This is a genomic window from Micromonospora sp. CA-248260 (assembly GCF_050942205.1).
In the GTDB taxonomy this organism is placed as follows: domain Bacteria; phylum Actinomycetota; class Actinomycetes; order Mycobacteriales; family Micromonosporaceae; genus Micromonospora; species Micromonospora antibiotica.
Map to the genome: position 1 here is coordinate 4,484,803 of NZ_CP192021.1, position 26,979 is coordinate 4,511,781.

The 26,979-nt window shown below is 74.0% G+C and carries 9 protein-coding genes and 1 pseudogene; 1 reads left to right on the top strand and 9 read right to left on the bottom strand.

Going from position 1 to position 26,979, the window contains the following annotated elements; genetic code table 11:
- Positions 1-225: 225 nt before the first annotated feature.
- The 3 genes from ACQP2H_RS19445 to aceA form a co-directional block, all read right to left on the bottom strand.
- Entirely contained in the window at positions 226-1,767 is a 1,542-nt protein-coding gene (locus tag ACQP2H_RS19445; protein WP_357534066.1) for a glycoside hydrolase family 43 protein, read from the bottom strand.
- Positions 1,768-2,000: 233 nt separating this feature from the next.
- Entirely contained in the window at positions 2,001-3,608 is a 1,608-nt protein-coding gene (gene aceB, locus ACQP2H_RS19450; RefSeq protein ID WP_357534064.1) for a malate synthase A, read from the bottom strand.
- Positions 3,605-4,876 carry an isocitrate lyase gene (gene aceA / locus ACQP2H_RS19455; RefSeq protein WP_363820828.1) on the bottom strand — a complete coding sequence of 424 codons (1,272 nt, stop codon included), beginning with the start codon at positions 4,874-4,876 and terminating at the stop codon, positions 3,605-3,607. The genes aceB and aceA overlap by 4 nt, the downstream gene beginning before the upstream one ends.
- A 239-nt stretch (positions 4,877-5,115) precedes the next feature.
- Between aceA and ACQP2H_RS19460 the strand changes: the two genes are divergently transcribed.
- Positions 5,116-6,501, top strand: coding sequence for a short-chain fatty acyl-CoA regulator family protein (locus tag ACQP2H_RS19460; protein ID WP_308290816.1), 1,386 nt, complete (start codon positions 5,116-5,118; stop codon positions 6,499-6,501).
- Positions 6,502-6,517: 16 nt separating this feature from the next.
- Here the strand turns inward: ACQP2H_RS19460 and ACQP2H_RS19465 are convergent, their stop codons facing one another.
- From ACQP2H_RS19465 to ACQP2H_RS19490, 6 genes and pseudogenes are all read right to left on the bottom strand, one after another.
- The gene (locus tag ACQP2H_RS19465; RefSeq protein WP_357534060.1) at positions 6,518-6,919 is read right to left on the bottom strand and encodes an allene oxide cyclase barrel-like domain-containing protein; all 402 of its coding nucleotides are present in this window, start codon (positions 6,917-6,919) and stop codon (positions 6,518-6,520) included.
- A gap of 25 nt (positions 6,920-6,944) precedes the next feature.
- The gene (locus ACQP2H_RS19470; protein ID WP_219463246.1) at positions 6,945-7,304 is read right to left on the bottom strand and encodes a nuclear transport factor 2 family protein; all 360 of its coding nucleotides are present in this window, start codon (positions 7,302-7,304) and stop codon (positions 6,945-6,947) included.
- Between the two features lie 32 nt (positions 7,305-7,336).
- Positions 7,337-8,566, bottom strand: coding sequence for a cytochrome P450 family protein (locus tag ACQP2H_RS19475; RefSeq protein WP_219463249.1), 1,230 nt, complete (start codon positions 8,564-8,566; stop codon positions 7,337-7,339).
- Positions 8,563-12,303 (bottom strand): annotated as a pseudogene (locus tag ACQP2H_RS19480) (type I polyketide synthase); the annotation flags it as partial. The gene ACQP2H_RS19475 and the pseudogene ACQP2H_RS19480, both read right to left, overlap by 4 nt.
- Before the next feature lie 86 nt (positions 12,304-12,389).
- Positions 12,390-16,772 carry a type I polyketide synthase gene (locus tag ACQP2H_RS19485; protein WP_433228385.1) on the bottom strand — a complete coding sequence of 1,461 codons (4,383 nt, stop codon included), beginning with the start codon at positions 16,770-16,772 and terminating at the stop codon, positions 12,390-12,392.
- Positions 16,769-26,971 (bottom strand): SDR family NAD(P)-dependent oxidoreductase, encoded by a 10,203-nt coding sequence (locus tag ACQP2H_RS19490; RefSeq protein WP_433228387.1) that lies wholly within the window; start codon positions 26,969-26,971, stop codon positions 16,769-16,771. Before ACQP2H_RS19490 ends, ACQP2H_RS19485 begins: the two co-directional genes overlap by 4 nt.
- Positions 26,972-26,979: the final 8 nt, after the last annotated feature.

Consider the following 26,979-nt stretch of genomic DNA (forward strand, 5'->3'; position numbering starts at 1 on the left):
GGTGAACCTCGGAGGCAGGTGGTCCGGGCGCGCGGGCGCTGCCCGGGGTGAACAGGGCAGGACGACAGGGGCGACGCGACGGGGCGGTCATCCGCCGTCGGTCACCGCGACCGGGTGTTCACCCGGAGATGTCGTCGTCACCTGCCACGATCTGCTCCCTGTCCTGGTCGACGGGACCAGGATAACCCGGTCGGCCCGGCACCGGTGCACGCCGGACGTGGGTGGCTAGCGCGGCTCGTAGTCGAACCAGTCGAAGGCGACGGTGCCCCGGGCGGCGTACATGCCGATCACCCGCCCGGTGAAGCCGCCGGCGACCTCGGTGGACAGGTACCGGCCGTCGAGTTCGGCCAGCACCTCGAAGGCCCCGTTTGGCTGCTCGACGCCGAGCCGGAGCAGGTCGGGTTCCTTGGCGGGGTGCCAGTCGCCGGGCGACGGGGCGAGCACCTCGATCCGCAGCCGGACCGGGCCGGCCCCGACCGGGCGGGTGGCGAGCGTCGACCGCACCGACCCGATCCGCGCCACGACCCGTACCTCACCGCCGCCCGCCTCGATGTCGTAGTGGTGCCGCTCGTCGAGGCGTACCACCAGACCGCCGTGCCCGTCGGCCGGGTCGAGCAGGGTGCGGACCTGGCACGACGGGTGCTGCTGGCGGCGGCCGACGAACGTGACGTCCGGTGCGTCCGGCGACGCGCCCCGGGCCCGCAGCGTGAGCCAGCCGGGGCGTTCGGTCAACGACCACACGTCGGCCGGCCGGGACCGCACCGAGACCCACCGGGGATGCAGCCGGTCGGCGTCGAAGTCGTCGCGCACCGGTGGCGGCGCGACGGGGTACGCGGCCCACGGCGGCGCGGCCATCTCCGGCGTGACCGCACCGACCACAGGCCAGCCGTCCACCCAGGTCACCGGGGCCAGGAACGTCTCCCGCCCGAGCACGTGCCAGCCGGGGGTGCCGCCGCCGGGGCGGACGCCGAGCAGCACCAGCCACCACGACCCGTCGGGCCCCTCGACCAGGTCGGCGTGGCCGGTGTTCTGGATCGGCCGGTGGGTGCCCCGGTGGGTGAGGATCGGGTTGGCCGGGCCCGGCTCGAACGGGCCGTCGGGCGTGCCCGCGCGGGCGATCGAGACGGCGTGCCCGCGCTCGGTGCCGCCCTCGGCGATCAGCAGGTACCAGTGGTCACCGATCCGGTAGAGATGCGGCGCCTCCGGGGCCTGCGCGCCCGGCGCACCGGACCACAGCCGCCGGGGCGGGCCGACGGTGTGGCCCGTCTCCGGGTCGAGACGCACCTGCGCGATCCCGGCGTAGGTGCACCAGCAGGTGCCGTCGTCGTCCCAGGCCAGGTCGGGGTCGATGCCGTCCACTCCGAGGGCGCGGACCGGGTCCGACCACGGACCGGCCGGGTCGGTGGCGGTGCAGATCAGCGTGCCGCCACCGTCGGCGCAGTTCGTGACGATCAGCCAGAACCGGCCGTCGTGGTGGCGCAGGGTCGGCGCGTACACCCCGGCCGACGACGGCATCGTCACCGGCAGGGTGAGCTGGCCCGGCCGGTCCAGCACGTTGCCGATCTGCTCCCAGTGCACCAGGTCCCGGCTGTGGAACAGCGGCACCCCGGGGAAGTACTCGAAGCTCGAACACGCCAGGTAGTAGTCGTCGCCGACCCGGCAGACGCTCGGATCGGGGTGGAACCCGGCCAGCACCGGATTGGCGAAGGTGCCGCCGGCCCAGCCCACCGTCCCCTCGGGCACCGCGTCGGCCCCGACCGGATTCATCCGCCAACCTCCTGGGATCGTGACCGGGATGGATACCCGGCCCACGATCCCATGTGGGCGGCACCGCCTGCTGCCCCACCGGATTCCGCCCGCCGGGCCGGGCCCCGACACTCCGGCCGCCGCCCCACCGGGCCCCGACGTTCCGGCCCCCGCCCCACCGGGCGGCGGGTCAGCGCCGCCGGGCCGGCACCGGCCGGGAGGGGCCAGGCCCCTCCCGGCCGCGCGGTGGCGGGTCAGCCCACCGGCACGGGCCGCCGGGTCGGACCGAAGTGCCGGGCGTACGCGCCGGTGGTGAAGAACGCCGGCAGGTCCTCGCCGAGAGCGGTGTCCTCGACGATCCGGGCGGCCCGTTCGGCGCGGTCCCGGTTGGCGCCCACCCGCCCGTCGACCAGGGCGGCCAGCTCCGCCGCGAGGATCGACCGGACCAGCTCCTCGGTCACGCAGCCGCCGTCGGCCAGCGGGGTGCCGTGGTGCAGCCACTGCCAGACCTGGCAGCGGGCGATCTCGGCGGTGGCCGCGTCCTCCATCAGGTTGCCCAGTGCCACCGCGCCGGTGCCGCCGAGCCACGCGTCGACGTAACGCACGGCGACGGCGATGTTGGCCCGCACCCCGGCGGTGGTGACCTGGCCCGGGGTCTTGTCGACGGCGAGCAGGTCGGCGGGGGTCACGGCCACGTCGTCGCGCAGCCGGTCGAGCTGGTGCGGGCGGTCACCCAGCACCGCGTCGAACTCCCGACGGCAGGTCTCGACCAGGCCCGGGTGGGCCACCCAGGAGCCGTCGAACCCGTCGCCGGCCTCCCGCCGTTTGTCCGCCCGGACCCGGTCGAGGGCCACCTCGTTGACCTGCGGGTCCCGACTCGGAATGAACGCGGCCATCCCGCCGATCGCGTGCGCCCCGCGCCGGTGGCAGGTCGCCACCAGCAGCTCGGTGTACGCGCGCATGAACGGCACCGTCATGGTGACCTCGGACCGGTCCGGCAGGACGAAGTCCGGCCACTGCCCGAAGTTCTTGATCACGCTGAAGATGTAGTCCCACCGGCCGGCGTTCAACCCCGCCGAGTGTTCCCGCAGCTCGTAGAGGATCTCCTCCATCTCGAAGGCGGCCGTGATCGTCTCGATCAGCGTGGTGGCCCGGATGGTGCCCCGGGGCAGGCCGAGGCGCTGCTGGGCGAAGACGAAGACGTCGTTCCACAGCCGCGCCTCCCGGTGACCCTCCAGCTTCGGCAGGTAGAAGTACGGTCCGGCGCCCGCGTCGAGCTGCCGCTGCGCACAGTGGAACAGGTAGAGCCCGAAGTCGACCAGGCTGGCCGAGATGGGCCGGCCGTCCACCACGATGCCCTTCTCCACCAGGTGCCAGCCGCGCGGCCGCACGACGATGGTGGCCAGGTCAGCGCCGAGGGCGTACCGCTTGCCGCGCGGGTCGGTGAAGTCGATGCGCCGGTCCAGGGCGTCGATCAGGTTGAGCTGGCCGGAGATGACGTTGTGCCAGGTCGGGGCGGTGGCGTCCTCGAAGTCGGCGAGCCACACCCGGGCCCCGGAGTTGAGCGCGTTGACTGTCATCTTGCGGTCGGTCGGTCCGGTGATCTCGACCCGCCGGTCGAGCAGGCCGGGTGCGGGCGGGGCCACCCGCCAGTCGGGGTCGGCCCGGATCGCGGCGGTCTCCGGCAGGAAGTCGGGGAACTGGCCGGTGGCGTAGCGGTCGCGGCGGGCCCGGCGGGTGTCCAGCAGGGCCACCCGGCGGGCGGCGAACTCACTGTCCAGCGCCACCAGGAACTCCAGCGCCCCGGGGGTGAGGACCTCGTCGAACCGGTCGGCCAGCCCTCCGATGATCTCGTACCTCATGCGAACTGCTCCTCTTCGGTGGAGCCGCGCAGGGCGGTGGTCTCGGCGGCCGGGTTGAGCACGGTGCTGATCAGGTCGAAGTAGCCGGTGCCGACCTCACGCTGGTGCTTGACGGCGGTGTAGCCGGATGCCTCGGCGGCGAACTCGCGTTCCTGCAACGCCACGTAGGCGGACATGCCGTCGGCGGCGTAGCCCCGGGCCAGGTCGAACATCGAGTAGTTGAGGGCGTGGAAGCCGGCCAGGGTGATGAACTGGAACCGGTAGCCCAGGTGCCCGAGTTCGCGCTGGAACTTCGCGATGGTCGAGTCGTCGAGGTGCTTGCGCCAGTTGAACGACGGCGAGCAGTTGTAGGCGAGGAGCTGGTCCGGGTACTCGGCCTTGACCGCCTCGGCGAAGCGGCGGGCCACCTCCAGGTCGGGGGTGGAGGTCTCCATCCACAACAGGTCGGCGTGCGGGGCGTAGGCCAGCCCCCGGGCGATGCACGGCTCGATGCCGTTGCGCACCCGGTAGAACCCCTCGGCGGTGCGCTCGCCGGTGACGAAGGGCCGGTCCCGCTCGTCGACGTCGGTGGTGAGCAGGGTGGCGGCCTGCGCGTCGGTGCGGGCGATCACCACCGACGGCACCCCGGCCACGTCGGCCGCGAGCCGCGCCGCCTCCAGGGTACGGACGTGCTGGCCGGTCGGGACGAGCACCTTGCCGCCCAGGTGGCCGCACTTCTTCTCGGCGGCGAGCTGGTCCTCCCAGTGCACGCCCGCCGCGCCGGCCCCGATCATGGCGGTCATCAGCTCGTAGGCGTTGAGCGGGCCACCGAAGCCGGCCTCGGCGTCGGCGACGATCGGCGCGAGCCAGTCGACGCCGCCGTCGTCGCCCTCGGCGGTGGTGATCTGGCCGGCGCGCAGCAGCGCGTTGTTGATCCGGCGCACCACGGCGGGCACCGAGTTGGCGGGGTAGAGGCTCTGGTCGGGGTAGGTGTGCCCGGCGAGGTTGGCATCGGCGGCCACCTGCCAGCCGGAGAGGTAGATGGCCTTGAGCCCGGCCCGGACCATCTGCACGGCCTGGTTGCCGGTGAGCGCGCCCAGGGCGTGGATGTAGTCCTCGGTGTGCAGCAGCTCCCACAGCCGCTCCGCCCCGCGTCGGGCCAGGGTGTGCTCCTCCTGGACGGCCCCCCGCAGGCGGACCACGTCCTCGGCGCGGTAGCTGCGGCGCACCCCCTGCCAGCGGGGGTCGGTCTCCCACTCGGTACGCAACCGCTCCACGTCGTTCTGCATGATCTCGTCTCCTCGGATGTCGTGACGCCGGCACCGGCCGTCGTGCCGTCCGGCGGTGCGAACGCGTCGCCCGGCCGGCGTGTCACCCACGGTCACACGGTGTCCGGGACGTGGTCGAGGGACGGAAGAAGCCAAGTTCTGAGAAGTTCACCCCCGGTTCTGCGAAGTTGCGAACAGGTATATTCGCACTCTGCCAAGGGGTGCTGGGCTGCTGAAAGAGCAGCAGGGAGGTGAGCGTGGTGAGCAAGACCTTCGCGGGTGCCCGACTGCGCCGGATGCGCGAGGACCGGGCGTTGAGCCAGTCCCGGCTGGCCCGGCTGCTCAACATCTCCCCCAGTTACCTCAACCAGATCGAGCACGACACCCGGCCGCTGACCGTGCCGGTGCTGATGCGCATCACCGAGGTGTTCGGCGTCGACCCGACCGTGTTCGCGCCCCGGGACACCCCCCGGCTGGTCGCCGGGCTGCGCGAGGCGCTGCCCGGCCGGCCGGGCGTCGCCGACCTCACCGAACTCGCCACCCGGCTGCCCGAGGTCGCCGAGGCCGTCCTCGACCTGCACCGCCGCTACCGGCAGGCCGACGAGCAGCTCGCCGAGCTGCTGGGCGACCGGGAGACGGTCGGGCGCAGCCCGCACGACCGGGTGACCGAGTTCTTCTACCGGCGGCAGAACTACGTGCCGGATCTGGACGAGGCGGCGGAGCGGCTGGCCGCCACCATCGACCTGCGTCGTGGCGAGGTCCGGGCCGGGTTGCAGGACCGGCTCGCCCAACGGCACGGCGTGCAGGTCCGCCACGACGACGCCAGCCTGCTCGGCGACGAGCTGCACCGCTACCGGCCGCAGACCCGCACCCTGCACCTGTCGACGTCGCTGCGCGCCGGGCAGGAGGCGATGCGGATGGCCGCGCAGATCGCCCTGCTGGAGTACGCCGACGTGATCGACGAGATCGTGGAGGAGGAACGGTTCGACGACCCGCAGACCCAGATCCTCACCCGGGTCGGCCTGGCCAACTACTTCGCCGCCGCGCTGATCCTGCCGTACGGGCCGTTCCTGGCGGCGGCCGAACAGCACCGCTACGACATCGAGCTGCTCGCCCAGCACTTCACCATGGGCTGGGAGACCATCTGCCACCGGCTCAGCACCCTGCAACGGCCCCGGGCGCGCGGGGTGCCGTTCTCGTTCGTCCGGGTCGACCGGGCCGGCAACCTGTCCAAACGCCAGTCCGCCACCGGCTTCCCGTTCTCGCTCACCGGCGGCACCTGCCCACTGTGGAACGTCTACGAGGCGTTCGGTGCGCCCGGCCGGGTGGTGGTGCAGGTGGCGGCGATGCCCGACGGGCAGCGCTACCTGTGGATCGCCCGCACCATCACCCGGCACCACGGCGGTTACAACCAGCCCGGCAAGGTCTACGCGATCGGGCTCGGCTGCGAGATCCGGCACGCCGACCGGCTGGTCTACTCCCGGGGCATCGACCTGTACGCGGCCGACGCCGTCACGTCGATCGGCCCGGGGTGCAAGACCTGCGAGCGGATGACCTGCCCGCAGCGGGCCGCCGCGCCGATCAGCGGCCGGCTCGATCTCGACGAGAACCGCAGCACCTTCATCCCGTACCCGTTGAAGGGCTGACGGCGGCGGGCGGGCGTCACTGGGTCGGGCTGGGATAGAAGATCACCTTGGCTTCGGCGAGCTTGCCCAGCTCCAACGGACGCCACTGGCGGAACCCCTGCCGGCCGGTCAGCTCCCCGCTGATCCCCACCGCCGGGCAGTACAACCAGTTGCCGTTGCTCAGGTTGGGGAACTCCGCCCACGCCTGCACGTGCACGTCCCCCTGCGGGAACGACAGCGTCTCCGCCAGGTGCACCATCGGCATCCCGTCGGACCCACGGTGCATGACCAGCCGGTACCCGCCGTCGACGGTGCCCACCCGACCCTCGTCCGGGACCACCAGGTCCGCCTTGTACCACCCGCTCTGTCCGAGCTTCGGGTCCTCGAAGTCGATGTCCGCGCCGAACGAGGTGAGGATCTCGTGGAGGTTGTCGTACATGGTCGCCTCTTTCCGTGGTGGGGGGTCAGGCCTTGCGGAAGACGTCCTTGACCAGGATCTTGCCGTCGCGCAGCGTGAACACGTCCACGCCTCGTTCGAGCACCTCGCCGGTCGCGGACTCGCAGCGGAACTCCAGGAACTCCCGGTCCGCCACGACGACGCGCTCGCCGTACACCATCCGGGCGCCGGCGGCGTCGAGTTCGTCGCGCTTACCGATGATCTCGGCCAGGAACCCGGGTATCTCCTTGCGGTGGTAGGTATGGCCCGGTTCGGGGCCGGCGGCGACGATCCACACCCCGTCGGGGGCGAAGCAGTCGGCGGCGGCGTCCAGGTCGTCGGCGTCACAGGCGGCGAAGAACGCCGCCACCGGGCTGGTGTCGGTCATGGGGTCCCCTCTGCTCGGATGGATGGTGGGGTTCAGTCGAAGCGCACCGGCAGCGACTCGATGGCGCGGAACTGGAGGCTGTGCCGCCAGGCGACCTCGTCGTCGGCGACGGCCAGCCGCCAGTGCGGGTGGCGGGCCAGCAGCCGCTGCAACACCACCCGGCCCTCCAGCCGGGCCAGCGGTGCGCCCAGGCAGTGGTGGATGCCGTGCCCGAACGCCAGATGGCCGTCGCGGTCGAGGCGGACCGCGTCGGGATCGGGGAACCGGTCGGCGTCGCGGTTGGCCGCGCACAGCGAGATGAACACGATCTCCCCGGCCGGGATGACCGTGTCGCCGACGGTCACCTCCTGCTCGGTGAACCGGATCGTGCTCAGGTTCAACGGGCTCTCGTAGCGCAGCACCTCCTCCACGAACGCGGGCACCCGCCCCGGGTCGGCGGCCAGCTCCGCACGCAGCTCCGGCCGCCGGTGCAGCAGCAGCACAGCGCTGCTGAGCATCGCCGCGGTCGTCTCGTAGCCGGCGTTCATCATCAGGAACACGGTGGACAGCAACTCGTCGGTGGCCAGCCGGCCGCCCTCGTCGTCGGCGGCGATGAGCGCGCTGATCAGGTCGTCGGCCGGCGCGGTGCGCTTGACCGCGATCAGGTCCCGCACGTAGCCGTAGGCGTCGGCGATCACCTGCTGCTTGTCGGAAAGCGAGGTGCCGACGCTGCCGAGTTCCGCGCTCCACCGGCGGAAGTCGTCGAACGCCTCCTCGGGGATGCCTAGCAGCGAGCCGATCACCGCCATCGGCACGGGCAGCGCGACGTCGGTCACGAAGTCGACCGTCTCCCCCGCGACGATCCGGTCCAACGCGGCGTCGGTGAACCGTTCGATCACCGGGGTCAGGCTCTGCACCCGCCGGGTGGTGAACGCGCCGCCGACGATCCGGCGCAGCCGGGTGTGGTCGGGCGGATCACTGAACAGCATGCTCGGCGGGTTGTCGGTGACGTGCTCGTCCGGGTCGACGGCCTGGGCGCGGATCACCGAGGCGATACGCCCGGCGTCCTTGGACAGCCTCGGGTCGGCCAGCAGCCGGCGCGCGTCGGCGTGCCGGGTGACCAGCCAGGCGTACACGGCGGTGGAGAACGTCTTGAGCCGGAACCGGTCCACCGTGCCGCCGTCACGCAGCCGGGCGAACCCCGGGTACGGGTCCTGCGCGAACTCCTCGGTGAGCATGTCCGCCGGGTGGGGGGTCGAGGTTTCCTGCTGTCCGATGGTCATCGGCTCCGCCCTGTCGGTGAGGGGATCAGTGGGGTGTTCGTCGGTGCCGGCCGCAGGCAGTCGGCCAGCGCGGCGGCCGTGGTCGGGGCGTCGCCGGTGAGGACGCCCAGGTGGTCGCCCGGCACGGTGTGCCACCCGGTGTCGGCCGCCCAGCCCGGTTCCCGCCCGCCGGGCGCCGCCGCGGCCCGCAGGTGGGTGACGGGGACCGCCAGCGGCTGCGGTCGCCAGTCAACGAACAGCGCCAGGTGCCGTCCCATGGCCAGCAGCTGCCGGTCGGTGACCAGTTCGGTGACGCTCCGGTCGGCGGCCAGCCGGGTGAACAGGGTCGGCATCGTCGCGGCATACCAGGACCCGCCCGGGACGTGCACGTCGACCAGCACCACCCGCTCGGGCGGTGTGCCGAGGTCGTACAGGGCCGCCGCCACGGCGTGCGCCAGCCAGCCGCCCGAGGAGTAGCCGACCAGCACGTACGGCCGGTCGCCGAGGTGCGCCCGCAGCGCCGCGACCTGGGCGTCGACGACCTCGGCGCGGGTGGTCGGCAGCGCCTCCCCCGGCCGGTAGCCGGGCAGCGGCAGCACCACGGCGGGCCGGTCCAGGCAGGCCAGCAGCCGGGCGTACTGGTAGGGGCTGGCCGGGGCGACCATGCTGGGCAGGCAGACCAGCAGCGGGCCGTCGCCCTCGGCGAACACCAGCGGCGGCGCGGGGGCGGCGGCGCCGCCGGCCGACGCCCGGTCCGCGGCGGCGGCGAGCAGGTCCAACCCGGCGGGTACGTCACCACTGGCGCACGCCGCCGCGAACGCCGCCCGCACCGCGCCGTCGCCGGGGTCTTCGTCGGCCCGCCCGGCGAGGGTGCCGGCGAGCTCGTCGGCGGTGACGGCGGTGAGCAGGTCGGCGGTGCCGACGGGCAGCCCGGTGGCCTGGGTCAGCCGGTCGCGCAGTTCCACCGCGCTGAGCGAGGTCAGGCCCAGCTCGGCCAGCGACCGGTGCGGGTCGACGGGGGCCGCGCCGTGGCCGAGCACCACCGCCACGTGCCGCAGCACCACGTCACGCAGCGCCCCCGGGCCGACTGCCGCAGCCGTCTGCCGGGGTGCCGACGGCACCGCCGGTGTGCGCCCGGTGGCGGACCCGAAACGGGCGTCGGGCCAGAACCGGGTCCGCTGGAACGGGTAACCGGGCAGCGCCACCGGTGCGGCACGGGTGCCGGCGAACACCGCCGCCCGGTCCAGATGCCCCCGGACCAGCAACGCGCCCATCGCCACCGGCACCGACACCGGATCGGGCACGTCGGGACGCAACGTCGGGACCGCCACCGCGTCGGTGGGCGTACGCAGGCAGTCCACCACCGTGCCGGTCAGCGCCGGGGCCGGCCCCACCTCCAGGAAGGTGCGTACCCCGCGCCGCTCCAGCACGCGTACGGCGTCGGCGAACCGCACCGGCCGGCGGGCGTGCGCCAGCCAGTGCCCCGGCCCGGCCAGGTCCTCGACGGTCAGCACCGCCCCGGTCAGGGTGGACACCACCGGCAGCCGGGGCGCGGTGAACCGTACCCCCGCCAGTACCTCGGCGAACCCGGCCAGGGCCGGCTCCATCAGCCGGGAGTGGAAGGCGTGGCTGACGTCGAGCCGCCGGCACCGGTGACCACCGGCCCGCAGCAGCCGGGCCGCCCGCTCCACCCCGTCGACCGTGCCGGAGAGCACCACCGCCCGGGGACCGTTGACGGCGGCCAACTCGACGTCGTCGCCGAGCAGCGGGGTCACCTCCGCCTCGTCGGCCCGTACGGCGAGCATCGCCCCGCCCGCCGGCAGCGCGGCCATCAGCCGGCCCCGGGCCGCGACCACGGTGGCCGCGTCGTCCAGCGACAACGCGCCCGCCACGTGCACGGCGGTCAACTCACCGACGGAGTGCCCGGCGACGGCGGCCGGGGCGAGGCCGTACGCGCCCAGCAGCCGGTACAGGGCGACCTCCACCGCGAAGATCGCCGGCTGCGCGGTGCCCGTGTCGTCGAGTCCGCCGCCGTCGGCGACGGCGTCGGCCAGCGGCCGGCCCAGCAGCGGATCGAGGTGCCCGCAGACCTCGGCGAACGCCTCCGCGTAGGCGGGGAACCGCTCGGCCAGCGCCAGGCCCATCCCGACCCGCTGCGCGCCCTGCCCGGTGAACAGGACCGCGAGGTCACCACCGCAGGTCGTGCCCGCGCCGACCCCGGCATCGGCCAGCTCGGCGAGACCGGCGAGCAGCCCGGCGCGGTCGGTCGCGGTGACGCACGCCCGGTGTCGCAGGGCCGCCCGCCCGGTGGCCAACGCCAGGCCGAGCCCCGCCGGGGTGAGCGTCGGGTCGGCCCGCACCAGCGTCGCCAACCGGCCGGCCTGCTCCCGCAGGGCCTGCGGGTCGGCGGCGGAGAGCAGGCAGGGCACCGCGGGCAGCGGGGTGACGGCCGGCCCGTCGGCGGCCGGTGCGGGTGGTTCCTCGACGACGACGTGGGCGTTGGTGCCGCTGATCCCGAACGCCGACACCGCCGCCCGGCGCGGGCGCGGCCCACGCGGCCACGGCTGGGCGGCGGTCAGCAGCCGCACCGGGGAGTCGTCCCAGCGCACCGCCGTGGTCGGGGTCGCGGCGTGCAGCGTACGCGGCAACCGCCCGTGCCGCAGCGCCAGCACCAGCTTGACCAGCCCGGCCAGGCCGGCGGCGGCCTGGGTGTGGCCCAGGTTGGACTTCACCGAGCCCAGCCACAGTGGCCGGTCCCGACCCCGGCCGTAGCTGGCCAGCAGCGCCTCGGCCTCGATCGGGTCGCCGAGCCGGGTGCCGGTGCCGTGCGCCTCCACGACGTCGACGTCACCGGGGGTGAGCCCGGCGTCGGCGAGCGCCCGTTCGATCACCCGCCGCTGGGCGGGGCCGTTCGGCGCGGTCAACCCGTTGGACGCCCCGTCGGAGTTGACCGCGCTGCCGAGCAGCACCGCGTGCACGGTACGCCCGTGGGCGAGCGCGTCACCGAGCCGTTCCAGCAGCAGCACCGCCCCACCCTCCCCCCAGCCGACCCCGTCGGCGGCGGCGGAGAACGCCTTGCACCGGCCGTCGGCGGCCAATCCCCGCTGGCGGCTGAACTCGGTGAACCCGACCGGTGTCGACATCACCGTCGCCGCCCCGACCAGGGCCAGGGGCACCTCGCCGCAGCGCAGCGCGCGGACGGCCTGGTGCACGGCCACCAGCGCCGACGAGCAGGCGGTGTCCACGGTCAGCGACGGCCCGGTCAGCCCCAGCACGTACGAGATCCGGCCGGAGGCGACGCTCGCCGCGTTGCCGGTGAGCAGGAAACCCTCGGTGTCACCGGCGGCGTGGGCGAGCAGCAGCGGGTAGTCCTGGCCGTTCGTGCCCACGTACACCCCGGTCTCGGTGGCGCGCAGCCGTTCCGGGTCGATGCGGGCGTCTTCGACCGCCGTCCACGCCAACTCCAGCAGCATCCGCTGCTGCGGGTCCATCGCCGAGGCCTCCCGGGGTGACACCCCGAAGAAGCCGGCGTCGAACCCGGCGACGTCGGGCAGGAACCCGCCGGAGTCGACGTAGCTGCGCCCGGGAGCGGTCGGGTCCGGATCGTGCAGGTCCGACGGCCAGCCCCGGTCGGTGGGGAACGGGACGACCGCGTCGCGGCCCTCGTCGAGCAGTTCCCAGAACCGGTCCGGGGTGTCCGCGCCGCCGGGGAACCGGCAGGACATCCCGACCACGGCGATCGGTTCGGCGGCCGGGGCGGTGGCCCGGTCGAGTTCCCCGCGCAGCCGGTCTACCTCGCGCAGCGCGTTACGCAGGGCCGCCACGTACTGTTCGGTGCCGGCGCTCACTGCTGCCCCACTGTCTGCGCGGCCAGCGCGAGCAGTTCCTCGCCGGAGAGCGCGTCGAGGTCGTCCGGGCTGTCGGTCCGCCCCGCCGGTTCGTCCGGTCGCGGCGGCTCGTCCGGTCGCGGCGGCTCGTCGGCCAGGGCCAACAGCCGGTCCAGCAGGCCGGCGCGGCGCAGCCGGTCCACGGGGAGGGCGCGTAGTGTCGCGCGGATCCGCTCGTCCTCCGGGTCCGTGTCGGTGGCGGCGTCGAGCTGGGTGAGCAGGTACGCGGCGAGTGCCGCCGGGGTGGGATGGTCGAACACCGCACCCACACCGAGCGGCACCCCGGTCGCCGCGCTCAGCCGGTTGCGCAGGTCCACCGACGTCAGCGAGTCGAAGCCGAGGTCGTGGAAGGCGCCCGTCACCGGCAGCAGCGTGCCCGGCTGGTGGCCCAGCACGGTGGCGGCGGTGGCCCGGACCAGGTCGGTGACCGCCTGCCGACGGCCCGACGCGTCCAGGCCGGTCAGGTCCAGCACGGGCGGGGAGGTGGGTTCCCCCGCCGGCAGCAGGGTCCGCAGCAGGGCCGGGGCGGTGGTCGGGTCGAGGGTCGCGGTGCGCAGGGCCGCCGCGACGACCACCGGTTCGGTGCTGGTCAGCGCCGCGTCGAAGAGGGCCAGCCCGGTGGCCACCGGCAGCGGGTCGAGGCCGGCGGCGGCGAGCCGGGCCCGGTCGGCGACGCCCAGGTCCCCGGTCATGCCCGCACCGGACCACGGCCCCCAGGCGATCGAGGTGGCCGGCAGCCCGGCCGCCCGGCGACGCTCGGCGAGGGCGTCCAGCGCGCTGTTCGCGGCGGCGTACGCGGCCTGACCGGCCGCCCCGAACAGGCCGGCGACCGACGAGAACAGCACGAAGAAGGCCAGGTCGGTGTCGCGGGTGAGCCGGTCGACGACCCGCGCGCCGGTCACCTTGGCCCGCCAGGCCAGCCCGAGCTGGTCGGGGGTGAGCCCGGACAGGACCCCGTCGGCGAGCGCGCCCGCCGCGTGCACCACCCCGCGCAGGGTGCGCCCGTGCAGCGCGGCAGCCACCGCGTCCGGGTCGGTGACGTCGCCGCTGACCGAAGTGGCGGTGACGCCGAGCGCGGCCAGTTCGGCGGCCAGGTCCGGTGCCCCACGGCGGCCGAGCAACACCAGGTCGCGGACGCCGTACGCGGTGACCATGTGGCGGGCGACGGCGCTGCCGAGGGCACCCGCCGCCCCGGTCACCAGGACCGTGCCGTCGACCGGCGGGCGGGGTCCGGTGGCGGCGGCGGTCAACTCCGGGACGCTGGCGACGCCGGCACGCAGCCGGACCTCGTCGTGGCCGGCGGCGGCTGCGGCCGGCAGTGCCGCCAGCGACGCCGGGCTGCCGTCGTGGTCGACGAGGGCCACTCGGCCCGGATGCTCGGTCCGGGCGGCACGCAGCAGACCGGCCACCCCGTCGGCCGCCGGCAGGGTGCCGTCGAAACCGACGACGAGCCGACCACCGGTGGGCTCGGCGAGCCGCCGTTGGAGGACCGCGAGCACCTCGGCGGTGCCGCTGCCGGCGCAGTCGAGCACCGGCGCCTCCCCGGCGGGCAGGTCCGTCGGCGTCCACCGCACCGCGTACAGCGGCGGCGTCGCCGGACCGGCGGCCAGCCAGTACCGCTGGTGTTGGAACGGGTACGTGGGCAGGTCGACGACCTGCCCGCCACCGTAGTACGCCCGCCAGTCCACCTCATGACCCCGCACCCACACCTGCGCCAACCCCGTCACCGCGCTGACCGCCTCGTCCACGCCCGGCCGCAGCATCGGGACACCGTCGGCCAGCAGCGACGACAGACCACCATCCGGGCTCAACTCCCACCACGACCGGGGACCCGCTGCCTGAACCGCATCGTGGAACCGCACCGGCTCACGCACCTGCCGCACCCAGTAATCCGGCTCCCCCAGACCACCGACCTGACCCGTCACCGTCGACACCACCGGGATCTGTGCAGGGTGGAACGACAGACCCTCGACCACCGTGCGGAACTCATCCAACATCGGCTCCATCAACGGCGAGTGAAACGCATGACTCACCGACAACCGCCGCTGCCGCACACCCAACGCGGTCACCACCGCCTCCGCTGCTTCCAAGGTCTGCTGCTCCGGGCCGGCGATCACCACCGCCGACGGACCATTCACCGCCGCCACCACCACACCACCCGACAGGAACGGCTCCACCGCCTCCACCGAAGCACGCAGCGACACCATCGCCCCACCCGCCGGCAGCCCCGCCATCAAACGGGCCCGCGCCGACACCAACGTTGCGGCATCCGCAAGGGACAACACCCCCGACACCTGCGCCGCCGCGATCTCCCCAATCGAATGACCCACCAAAACCGCAGGCCGCACACCCCACGACTCCACCAGCCGGAACAGCGCCACCTCCACCGCGAACAACGCCCGCTGCGCCACACCCGTGTCGTCCAAACCCACCCCGGAGGTCACCGCCTCCCGCACCTCCCCACCCAACAGGTCGCACACCTCGTCGAAAACCGACGCGAACACCGGAAACACCCGGTACAGACCCGCACCCATCCCCACCCGCTGACCACCCTGACCCCCGAACACCAGACCCAACCCGACAGGAACACCACCGGACGACACCGCGACTGAAGACGCGGCACCACCTGACGACGCCGCAACCGGGTCCACTGTGGAAGCGGCAACCGCACCGGACACCGACACCCGGAACTCCGGGGTCAGCGACGCCGAATCCGCGACCACCACACCGTCGAGCAGCACCGCACGCTCCGCGAACACCGACCGCGTCGACACCAACGACCACCCCACATCCGCAGCAGACGGCCCCTCCGACCCCGCCGCCAACGACCGCAACCGCCCCACCAACTCCCCCACCCCCGCAACCGACCGCGCCGACACCGGCCACGGCGTCACCACCACCCGCGACCCCACCACCGACACATCCGACCCCGCCGGACCGCCCACCTCCACCGGCGGTGCTTCCTCCACGATCACGTGCGCGTTCGTGCCACTGATCCCGAACGACGACACCCCCGCCCGCCGACGACCCCCCTCAGCCACCGTCCACTCCCGGGGCTCCCGCACCACCTCCACCGAGCCTGACGACCAGTTCACGAACCCCGACGGCTCGGCCACGTGCAACGACCCCGGCACCACCCCCGCCCGCATCGCCGACACCATCTTGATCACCCCGGCGACACCCGCCGCCGCCTGCGCATGACCGATGTTCGACTTCACCGACCCCAACCACAACGGCACCGACCGACCCCGCCCGTACGTCGCCAACAGGGCTTCCGCCTCGATCGGATCACCCAACCGGGTACCCGTCCCGTGACCCTCCACCACCTGCACGTCGTTGACCGACAGGCCCGCCACCGCCAACGCCCGACGGATCACCCGCTCCTGCGACGGACCACTCGGCGCCGTCAAACCATTCGACGCACCATCCGAATTCACCGCACTGCCCCGCACCACCGCCAACACCCGGTGACCGTGGCGGCGGGCGTCGGAGAGGCGTTCCAGCAGCAGCAGGCCCACGCCCTCACCCCAGCCGACGCCGTCGGCAGTGTCGGCGAACGCCTTGCACCGGCCGTCCGGTGCCAGGCCACGCTGCCGGGCGAACTCCACCAGCAGGTCGGCGGTGGGCATCACCGTCACGCCCCCGGCGAGCGCCAGCGAGCACTCCCCGGCACGCAGCGCCGACGCCGCCAGGTGCAGGGCGACAAGCGACGACGAGCAGGCGGTGTCGAGGGTGACCGCGGGCCCGGTGAAGCCGAACTGGTAGGCGATCCGGCCGGAGACGATACTGCCGGCGCTGCCGCTGATCAGGAGCCCTTCGAGTTCGTCGGGCACGTCCTGACCGCCGAAGGCGTAGTTCTGGTACATGGTGCCGACGAACACGCCGGTGGGGCTGCCGGCGAGCGAACCCGGGTCGATGCGGGCGTGTTCGATCGCCTCCCACGAGGTTTCCAGCAGCAGCCGCTGCTGCGGGTCCATCGCCAACGCCTCCCGGGGGGAGATGCCGAAGAAGTCGGCGTCGAAGTCGGCGACGTCCGCGAGGAAGGCACCACCGGTGGCGTACGTGGTGCCGGGGTGGTCCGGGTCGGGGTGGTAAAGCCCGGCGAGATCCCAGCCCCGGTCGGTCGGGAACCCACCGACCGCGTCGACCCCCTCGGCGACCACCCGCCACAGGTCGTCCGGGCCGCGTACCCCGCCGGGCAGCCGGCAGGCCATTCCGACGATCGCCACCGGCTCGCTGATCCGGCTCTCCAACTGGGCGACGCGGGCCCGTGACCGGCGCAGGTCGGTGGTGGCCTTGCGCAGGTACTCCACGAGCTTGGCGCTGTCCTCGGCCATCACAGCTCCGTTCCCTGGTCGATGATGTCGTAGAGGCGGTCCACCGGGATCGTGTCCAGGTCGTCGGTGTCCGGGTCGCCGTAGTCGGCGGGTGGACGCAGTTCGATCAGGAGGCGTTCCAGCCGGTCGACCACCTCGTCGCCGCCCGCGTCCCCGGTGCGCAGCGCGGCCTCCAGCCGGTCGAGGGCGGCCATCGCCGAACCGTCCTCCCGCTCCTGGTCCGGCCAGCGCAGCCCGCAGACGAAGTCGGTGAGCGCGGCGGGGGTGGGATGGTCGAACACCACCCCGGCCGGCAGCGGCACACCGGCGGCGGTGCTGACCGCGTTGCGGAGCTGGGTGGCGGCCAGCGAGTCCACCCCCAGGTCGGCGAAGCGGCGGCCCGGGTCGACCTCGGTCGGGTCGGCGTGGCCGAGCACCTTCGCCGCCTGGGCGGTGACGAGGTCCAGCACCGCCTCGCGGCGGTCGGCCGGAGCGAGCGCGGCGAGCCGGTCGGCGGCCGGTCGCTGCTCCCCCGGCGTACGACGGGGGGTGCGGACCAGGGCGCGCAGCACGGGCGGCGGCATGTCGATCGCCCGCAGCGCGGCCGGGTCGAGCCGGACCGGCGCCTGCACGGCCCGGTCGTGGGCCAGCGCCAGGTCGAACAGCGCCCTGCCCTCGGCCTCGGTCATCGGCACCACACCGGTCCGGGCGACGCGTTCCCGGTCGTGCGCGTCCAGAGTGCCGATCATGCCGCTGTCCTGCGCCCACAGTCCCCAGGCCAGCGACACGGCGGGCAGGCCGAGGTGGCGGCGCAGCCGGGCCAGCGCGTCCAGCCCGGAGTTGCCCGCCGCGTAGTTGGCCTGGGCGGGCGGGCCGAGCAGCCCGGAGATCGACGAATACAGCACGAACGCGTCGAGGTCGAGATCCCGGGTCAGCTCGTGCAGGTGCCAAGCGGCGTCGACCTTCGGGGCCAGCACCCCGTCCAGCCGTTCCGGGGTCAGCGCGGGCAGCACACCGTCGTCGAGCACCCCGGCGGTGTGGATCACGGCGCGTAGCGGGTGGGCCGGGTCGGTCCCGGCGAGGAGTTCCGCGAGGGCGTCCCGGTCCGTCACGTCGCAGGCGGCCACGGTGACGTCCTGTGCGCCCAGGTCGAGCAGTTCCGCGCGGAGTTCCGCCGCGCCCGGGGCCGCCGGCCCGCGCCGACTGACCAGCAGCAGGCGGCGTACGCCATGGGTGGTGACCAGGTGCCGGGCGGCGAGCGCCCCCAGCCCACCGGTGCCGCCGGTGACGAGCACCGGTCCGGCCCACCGGCGGGACGTCGGGGCGGCACCCCGGCTGCGGACGAGCGTCGGGGTGGTCACCACACCGCCGGTCGCGGTGAGTTCGGTGGTGCCGGCTAGCAGGGCGTCCGGGAACGCCCGCGCCGAGCGGCGGTCCCCGTCGAGGGTGACCAGGCCGAACCGGTCCGGGTACTCGCTGATCGCCGAGCGGACCAGCCCCCAGGCGGTGGCCAGCACGACGTCCCGGTCCACCCCGGAGGCGACGAACACCAGGCGGCACGGGGCGAGTGCCCCGTCGCGGAGCCAGTGCTGGGACAGCTTCAGCACCCGTTGCGCCACCGTGTGCGCGTCCGCCGCCGGGTCCCCGGTGTCCGGGTAGGTCAGCGGGTGGAGCAGCACGTCCGGCCGGCCGGCCGCCGAGTCGAGCAGTTCGGCGAGGGTACGGTGCCGGCGCAGGCCGTCCAGCCCGTCGAGCAGCCCGAGTTCGTCGTCACCGAGCACCGCCCAGTCACCCGGCACACCGCCCGTCTCCCGCGTCGGGACGCGCCGGTCCTCCAGGTGGAACAGGGCGTCGCCGACGGACGGGCCGGCGTCGCCGCCGAGTTCGAGTTCGGCTTCCGTGGTGACGGTGCCGTCGTGGTCGACCAGGGCGATCCGGACGTGCCCGGTGTCGTGGTGCGCGATCTCGACGTCCACGGCAGGGTCGGCCCGGTGCACGGTCAGGTTCGTCCAGCGGACGGGCCGGGCGGGGGCGAGGTCGTCGAGTGCGGAGCGGAGCACGGCGGTGGGCAGTGCGCCGCCGTCGCCGGGTTCGGCGGAGAGCTGCCCGGTCGCGTGTTCGACCCAGGTGCCGTTGGGGCGGGAGGCGATGGTGAAGCCGACGCCGTCCACGGTGACCCGCAGTGGGCCGGGGTGCTCGGGCGGCACCTCGGGGACGAGTTCGGCGACGCCGGTGACGCCCGCGTGACGGGCCGCCGCCAGCGCCGCCTCCGCCAGGACGACGTGCGGCCCGGCCTCGGCCAGCGCCGACGCGGTCAGTACGCCGGCGAGGACGAACGAGTCGTCGGACAGCTCCACGGCCGCGCCCAGCAGCGGGTGTTCCACCGGGTCGAGGCCGACGCCCGCCACGTCCGTACGGGATGCCGGCGTCAGCCAGTACCGCTGCCGTTGGAACGGGTACGTCGGCAGGTCGACGACCTTCCCCCCGCCGTAGTACGCCCGCCAGTCCACGTCGTGGCCGCGTACCCACACCTGCGCCAACCCCGTCACCGCGCTGACCGCCTCGTCGGCTCCCGGCCGGAGCATCGGGATACCGTCGGCCAGCAGGGACGACAGACCACCATCCGGGCTGAGTTCCCACCAAGAGCGGGGACCAGCCGCCTCGATCGCCTCGTGGAACCGCACCGGCTCACGCACCTGCCGCACCCAATACCCCGGATCCGCAAGATCCTCGACCGTTCCGGTGACGGTCGACACCACCGGAATCCGCGCCGGCCGGAAGGACAGGCCCTCCACCACCGTGCGGAACTCGTCGAGCATCGGCTCCATCAACGGCGAATGGAACGCGTGACTCACCGACAACCGCCGCTGCCGCACCCCCAACGCGGTCGCTACCGTCTCCGCCACGTGCAGGGTCTCCCGCTCCGGACCGGCGATCACCACCGCCGACGGACCATTCACCGCCGCAACAACCACGCCACCAGACAGATACGGCTCCACCGCCCCCACCGAGGCCCGCAACGACACCATCGCTCCCCCGGCGGGTAGCGCCGCCATCAGACGAGCCCGCGCCGACACCAACACCACCGCGTCCGACAGGGACAACACCCCCGACACATGCGCGGCGGCGATCTCCCCGATCGAATGACCCACCAGAACCGCAGGGCGTACACCCCACGACTCGACCAGCCGGAACAGCGCCACCTCCACCGCGAACAACGCCCGCTGCGCAACCCCCGTCCCATCCAGACCCACACCAGAGCCGATCGCCTCATGGACATCCGGCCCCAACAGGCCACACACCTCGTCGAACACCGACGCGAACACCGGAAACGCCCGATACAGACCCGAGCCCATCCCCACCCGCTGACCACCCTGACCCCCGAACACCAGACCCAACCCACCCGACGCCAACGCCCGCACCCCAGATGCAAGCGACGCCCCATCCGCGACCACCACACCGTCGAGCAGCACCGCCCGCTCGTCGAACACCGACCGCGTCGACGCCAACGACCACCCCACATCCACCCCCGACACCCCGCCAACGACTGTCGACTCCGGCGGATCACCGCCGACCCCGTCAACGGCGGTCGGCATCGACGGACCGCCGTCCGCCCCCGTCCCGGGTCCCGAACCGACCGTCAACGCGCCGAGCTGCCCGACCAACTCCCGCACCCCGGCGGCGGTCCGCGCCGACACCGGCCACGGCGTCACCCCCACCGGGATCGGTGACCCCGTCACCACCGCGTCCGCCTCCACCGGCGGTGGCTCCTCCACGATCACGTGCGCGTTCGTCCCACTGATTCCGAACGACGACACCCCCGCCCGCCGACGACCACCGTCAGCCACCGTCCACTGCCGGGACTCCCGCAGCACCTCCACCGCACCCGACGACCAGTCCACGAACCCCGACGGCTCGGCCACGTGCAGCGACCCCGGCACCGTCGCGTGCCGCATCGCCAGCACCATCTTGATCACCCCGGCGGCACCCGCCGCGTGCTGCGTGTGGCCGAGGTTCGACTTCACCGACCCCAACCACAACGGCTCCGACCGACCCTGCCCGTACGTCGCCAACAGCGCCTCCGCCTCGATCGGGTCACCCAACCGGGTGCCGGTGCCGTGGCCCTCCACCACCTGCACGTCGGACACCGACAGGCCCGCCACCGCCAGCGCCTGGCGGATCACCCGTTCCTGGGACGGGCCACTCGGCGCGGTCAGGCCGTTCGACGCGCCGTCGGAGTTCACCGCGCTGCCACGCACCACCGCGAGCACCGGGTGGCCGTGGCGGCGGGCGTCGGAGAGGCGTTCCACCAGCAGCATCCCGGCGCCCTCGGCCCATCCCGTGCCGTCCGCGTCGGCCGAGAACGCCTTGCACCGGCCGTCCGGCGACAGCCCGCCCTGCCGGCTGAACTCGACGAACAGGGTCGGGGTGGACATCAGCAGCGCACCACCGGCGAGGGCGAGATCGCACTCCCCGGCGCGCAGGGCGTTCGCCGCCAGGTGCAGGGCCACCAGCGACGACGAGCACGCCGTGTCCAGGGTGAGGACCGGGCCGACCAGGCCGAGGTGGTACGCGAGCCGGCCGGACGCGACGCTGTTGGCGCTGCCGGTGAGCAGTTGCCCCTCGAACTCGGGCACGGTGGCGAGCAGCGAGCCGTGGTCCTGGCTGCTGACCCCGACGAAGACACCGGTCCGCGAGCCCCGGGCGGCGAGCGGGGGGATCCCGGCCCGCTCGAACGCCTCCCACGAGGTTTCCAGCAGCAGCCGCTGCTGCGGGTCCATCGCCAACGCCTCCCGGGGTGAGATGCCGAACAGGGCCGGGTCGAAGTCGGCGATCCCGTCGACGAAGCCACCCTGGGTGGCGTACGTGGTGCCGGGGTGGTCCGGGTCGGGGTGGTAGAGGTGGTCCAGGTCCCAGCCCCGGTCGGTCGGGAAGTCACCGATCGCGTCGGTGCCCTCGGCGACCACCCGCCACAGGTCCTCGGGGCTGCGTACCCCGCCGGGCAGCCGGCAGGCCATCCCGACGATGACGACGGGGTCGTCGTGGGTACGGATCGGGGTGGCGACCGGGGCGGGAGCGGGGGCACCGGCGATCTTCGTGGTCAGCCAGGTGGCGACCGCCGACGGGGTGGGATGGTCGAACACCAACCCGGCGGGCAGGCGCAGCCCGGTCGCCGTCGCCAGCGCGTTGCGCAGTTCCACGGCGGTCAACGAGTCGAAGCCCAGCTCGGTGAAGGGCCGGTCGGCGGGGACCGCGTCGACGCCGGAGTGACCGAGGACGCCCGCGACGCGTTCCCGTACCACCTGGAGCAGGGTGGCGGTGAGTTCCGCGCCGTGCTGCCCGGCGAAGACCGCGGTGGGGTCGGCCGCCGCCACGGCCCGCCGGGCCGGGCGACGGACCAGCCCCCGCAGCACCGCCGGCGGCTCACCGGTGATCCTCGGCAGGTCCATCCGCATCGGTACGAGGTGCGGGTGGCCGGTCGCGGCGGCCAGGTTGACCGCCGTGTCGAACAGGGCCATCCCCTCCGCCCGGTCCAGCGGGGTCATGCCGGCCCGGGTGATCCGGTCCCGGTCGGCGGTGGTGAGGGCGGCGGTGATGCCGCCGTCCTGTTGCCACAGTCCCCAGCCGAGCGACAGCGCGGGCAGCCCCCGGGCCCGGCGGTGGGCGGCGAGCGCGTCGAGGAACGCGTTGGCGGCGGCGTAGTTGGCCTGCCCGGGGCCGCCGAACACGGCGGCCGACGAGGAGTAGAGGACGAACGCGTCCAGGTTCCGGTCCGCGGTCAGCTCGTGCAGGTGGGAGGCGGCGTCCACCTTGGGGCGGAGCACCCGGGCGAGCTGCTCGTCGGTGAGTGCGCCGACGACCGCGTCGTCGAGCACCCCGGCGGTGTGCACCACCGAACGGACGGGATGGCTGTCGAGCAGCCGGGCCAGGTCGTCCCGGTCGGCCACGTCGATGGCGGCGACGCTGACGGTGACACCGAGGCCGGTCAGCTCGGCCACCAGTTCGCCCGTGCCCGGTGCTCCGACGCCCCGGCGGCTGGCCAGCACGAGTTCGCGTACGCCATGGGTGGTCACCAGGTGGCGGGCGACCAGCGCGCCCAGCCCGCCGGTGCCGCCGGTGACCAGCACCGGGCCGGGGAGGCGCACGGGTCGGGCCGTCGGGGTGGCGACCCGGGCCAGCCGGGCGGCGGTCCAGGTGCCGGCCCGGACGCTCACCTCCGGTTCGTCACCGGCGGCGAGCCCGGCCGCGACGGTGGGGACGGTGGCCGGGTCGTCGGTGTCGACCAGGACGAGCCGTCCGGGGTTCTCGGTCTGGGTGCTGCGCAGCAGCCCCCAGGCGGCGGCCAGGGCGGGATCGTCGGCGACGCGTTCACCGGCCACGACCACCCGGGTGTCGGCGTACGCGTCGGTCAGCAGGGTACGGACCAGGGCGAGGGCGGCGGCGACGGCGGCGTGGGTACGGCCGGCGAGGTCGGGGTGGCCGGGGTCGACGGTCAGGTGGTGGCAGGCCACCGGGGCGGGGCCCGCGTCGAAGGCCGGAGCGGGGGCGGCGACGGGCGGGGCCGCCACCGGCACGGCCACCCGCTCGTAGAGGTGTTCCTGGTGGGGCCGCCCGGCGGACCGCAGCGCCTCGGCGGAGACGGGGCGGGACAGCAGCCCTCCGACGGTGACCACCGGCGCACCGGACTCGTCGTAGCCGGTCAGGGTGAGGCTGCCGGTCGACTGTTCCCGCAGCCGTACCCGCAGGGTGGTCGCGCCGCCACGGTGCACCTGCACGTCACTCCAGGAGAACGGCAGGCCACCGGGGCGGGTGTCGTCGAGTACGCCACGCAGCAGCGGGTGCAGGCAGGCGTCGAGCAGGGCGGGGTGCAGCACGAACGCGTCGGCGTCGGCGTGCCGGTCGGCGGGCAGGCCCACCTCGGCGAGGATCTCGTCGCCGAGGTGCCACAGCCGGCGCAGGCCACGGAACGCCGGGCCGTACCGGTGGCCGTCCTCGGCCAGGCGGGGGTAGGCGTGTGTGACGTCGACCTCGCGGCTGCCGGGTGGCGGCCAGGTCTCCTGCCCGGTGGGGGTGGTGGGGGGCGCGGCGGTCAACAGCCCCTCCGCGTGGGTGGTCCAGGCGGGGTCCTCGCCGCCGGTGGTGTGCGGGCGTGAGTGGACGGTCACCGGTCGTCTGCCGTCGGGGTCGGGCGCGCTGACGGCCACCTGGATCTCCACCGGTTCATCGGTGAGCACCAGCGGCTCGGCGATGGTCAGCTCGTCGACGACGCTGACGCCGAGGTGGTCGCCCGCGCGCAGGACGAGGTCCACGAAGGCCGTCCCGGGCAGGAGCACGGTGTCGAGCAGCGCATGGTCGGCCAACCACGGATGGGTACGCAGGGACACCCGTCCGGTGAGCAGCACGCCGTCACCGGCGGCCAGTTCGACAGTCGCGCCGAGCAGCGGGTGCCCGGCGGAGCGTAGGCCGGCGCTGGTCACGTCGCCCCGCCCGGCCCCGGCGTCGAGCCAGTACCGCTGGTGTTGGAACGGGTACGTCGGCAGGTCGACGACCTTCCCCCCGCCGTAGTACGCCCGCCAGTCCACGTCGTGGCCGCGTACCCACACCTGCGCCAACCCCGTCACCGCGCTGACCGCCTCGTCGGCTCCCGGCCGGAGCATCGGGATACCGTCGGCCAGCAGGGACGACAGACCACCATCCGGGCTGAGTTCCCACCAAGAGCGGGGACCAGCCGCCTCGATCGCCTCGTGGAACCGCACCGGCTCACGCACCTGCCGCACCCAATACCCCGGATCCGCAAGATCCTCGACCGTTCCGGTGACGGTCGACACCACCGGAATCCGCGCCGGCCGGAAGGACAGGCCCTCCACCACCGTGCGGAACTCGTCGAGCATCGGCTCCATCAACGGCGAATGGAACGCATGACTCACCGACAACCGCCGCTGCCGCACACCCAACGCGGTCGCCACCGCATCTGCCGCTCGCAAGGTCTGCTGTTCCGGGCCGGCGATCACCACCGCCGACGGACCATTCACCGCCGCAACAACCACGTCGTCGGACAGAAACGGTTGCACCGCATCAGCGGAGGCCCGCAGCGACACCATCGCCCCACCCACCGGCAGCCCCGCCATCAAACGGGCCCGCGCCGACACCAACGTTGCGGCATCCGCAAGGGACAACACCCCCGACACCTGCGCCGCCGCGATCTCCCCAATCGAATGACCCACCAAAACCGCAGGCCGCACACCCCACGACTCCACCAGCCGGAACAGCGCCACCTCCACCGCGAACAACGCCCGCTGCGCCACACCCGTGTCGTCCAAACCCACCCCGGAGGTCACCGCCTCCCGCACCTCCCCACCCAACAGCGCGCACACCTCGTCGAACACCGACGCGAACACCGGAAACGCCCCACACAACCCCACACCCATCCCCACCCGCTGACCACCCTGACCCCCGAACACCAGACCCAGGCCGGAGGCCACCACCCGGGAGTCGACGTCCGTCCCGGCCGGGGACGACGGTTCGGCGTCGCCTGCCGGTGGGACCGCCGCCGACCAGCGGAGTTCCGGGGGCACCGAGGCCGAGTCCGCGACGACGTCGCCGTCGAGCAGCACGGCGCGGTCGTCGAACACCGTCCGGGTCGACGCCAGGGACCAACCCACGTCGGCCGCCGGCACCGTCGGGTCGGCGGCGGCGCTCCACGGGCGGAGCCGCTCGACCAGGTCCCGTACCCCGGCGGTCGTCCGCGCCGACACCGGCCACGGCGTCACCGGTACGGCGTCGGACTCGCCTGTGGCCCCGGCCGACGGGCCCGCTTCGGCGGGTGACCCGTCGGGCGACGGGTCCGTCACGGCGGGCGGTTCCTCCAGGATGACGTGCGCGTTGGTGCCACTGATCCCGAACGACGACACCCCCGCCCGCCGCCGGCCCTCCGCCGTCCACGGCCTCGACCCGGTCACCACCTGCACCGCACCCGACGACCAGTCCACGAACCCCGACGGCTCGGCCACGTGCAGCGACCCCGGCACCACCCCCGCCCGCATCGCCGACACCATCTTGATCACCCCGGCGACACCCGCCGCCGCCTGCGCATGACCGATGTTCGACTTCACCGACCCCAACCACAACGGCACCGACCGACCCTGCCCGTACGTCGCCAACAACGCCTGCGCCTCGATCGGGTCACCCAACCGGGTGCCGGTGCCGTGACCCTCCACCACCTGCACGTCCGTCGGGGTCAGGCCGGCGGATTCGAGGGCCTGCCGGATGACGGCGCGTTGGGCGGGGCCGTTGGGTGCGGTGAGCCCGTTCGACGGACCGTCCTGGTTGATCGCGGAACCCCGGACGACGGCGAGCACCGGGTGGCCGTGACGGCGGGCGTCGGAGAGCTTCTCCAACAGCAGCATGCCGGCGCCCTCGGCCCAGCCGACCCCGTCGGCGGCGGCCGAGTACGACTTGGCCCGGCCGTCCGGGGCCAGCCCCCGCTGCCGGCTGAACTCGACGAACGTGCCGGGGCTCGCCATCACGGTGACGCCACCGGCGAGGGCCAGCGTGCACTCCCCGGCGCGCAGCGACCGGGCGGCGAGGTGCAGGGCGACCAGGGACGACGAGCAGGCGGTGTCGACGGTGACGGCGGGACCGGTCAGGCCGAAGGTGTAGGCGATCCGGCCGGAGGCGACACTGCCGGCGCTGCCGGTCAGCAGGTAGCCCTCGAACTCCTCGGGGACGTCGCGGACCCGCAGGCCGTAGTCGCCGTACATGATGCCGGTGAACACCCCGACCGGGGTACGCCGCACCGAGGCGGGGAGGATGCCGGCCCGTTCGAACGCCTCCCAGGTGATCTCCAGCAGGAGCCGCTGCTGCGGGTCGACGCCGAGCGCCTCCCGGGGGCTCATCCCGAAGAAGGCGGGGTCGAAGTCGGCGGCGTCGTGCAGGAAGCCACCCTCGTGGGCGTAGCTGTGGCCGGCCCGTTCCGGGTCGGGATCGTAGAGGTCCGCCGGCCAGCCCCGGTCGGTGGGGAAGTCGGAGATGGCGTCCCGGCCCTCGGCGACCAGGTCCCACAGGTCCTCCGGGGAGCCGACCCCACCCGGGTAGCGGCAGGCCATCCCGACGATGGCGATGGGTTCCCGGTCCCGTTCGGTCAGCTCGGTCAGCCGCTGCCGGGCCTTGTACAGGTCGGCGCTGACCTTCTTGAAGTATCCGAGCAGCTTCTCGTCGGCCATGTCGGTCT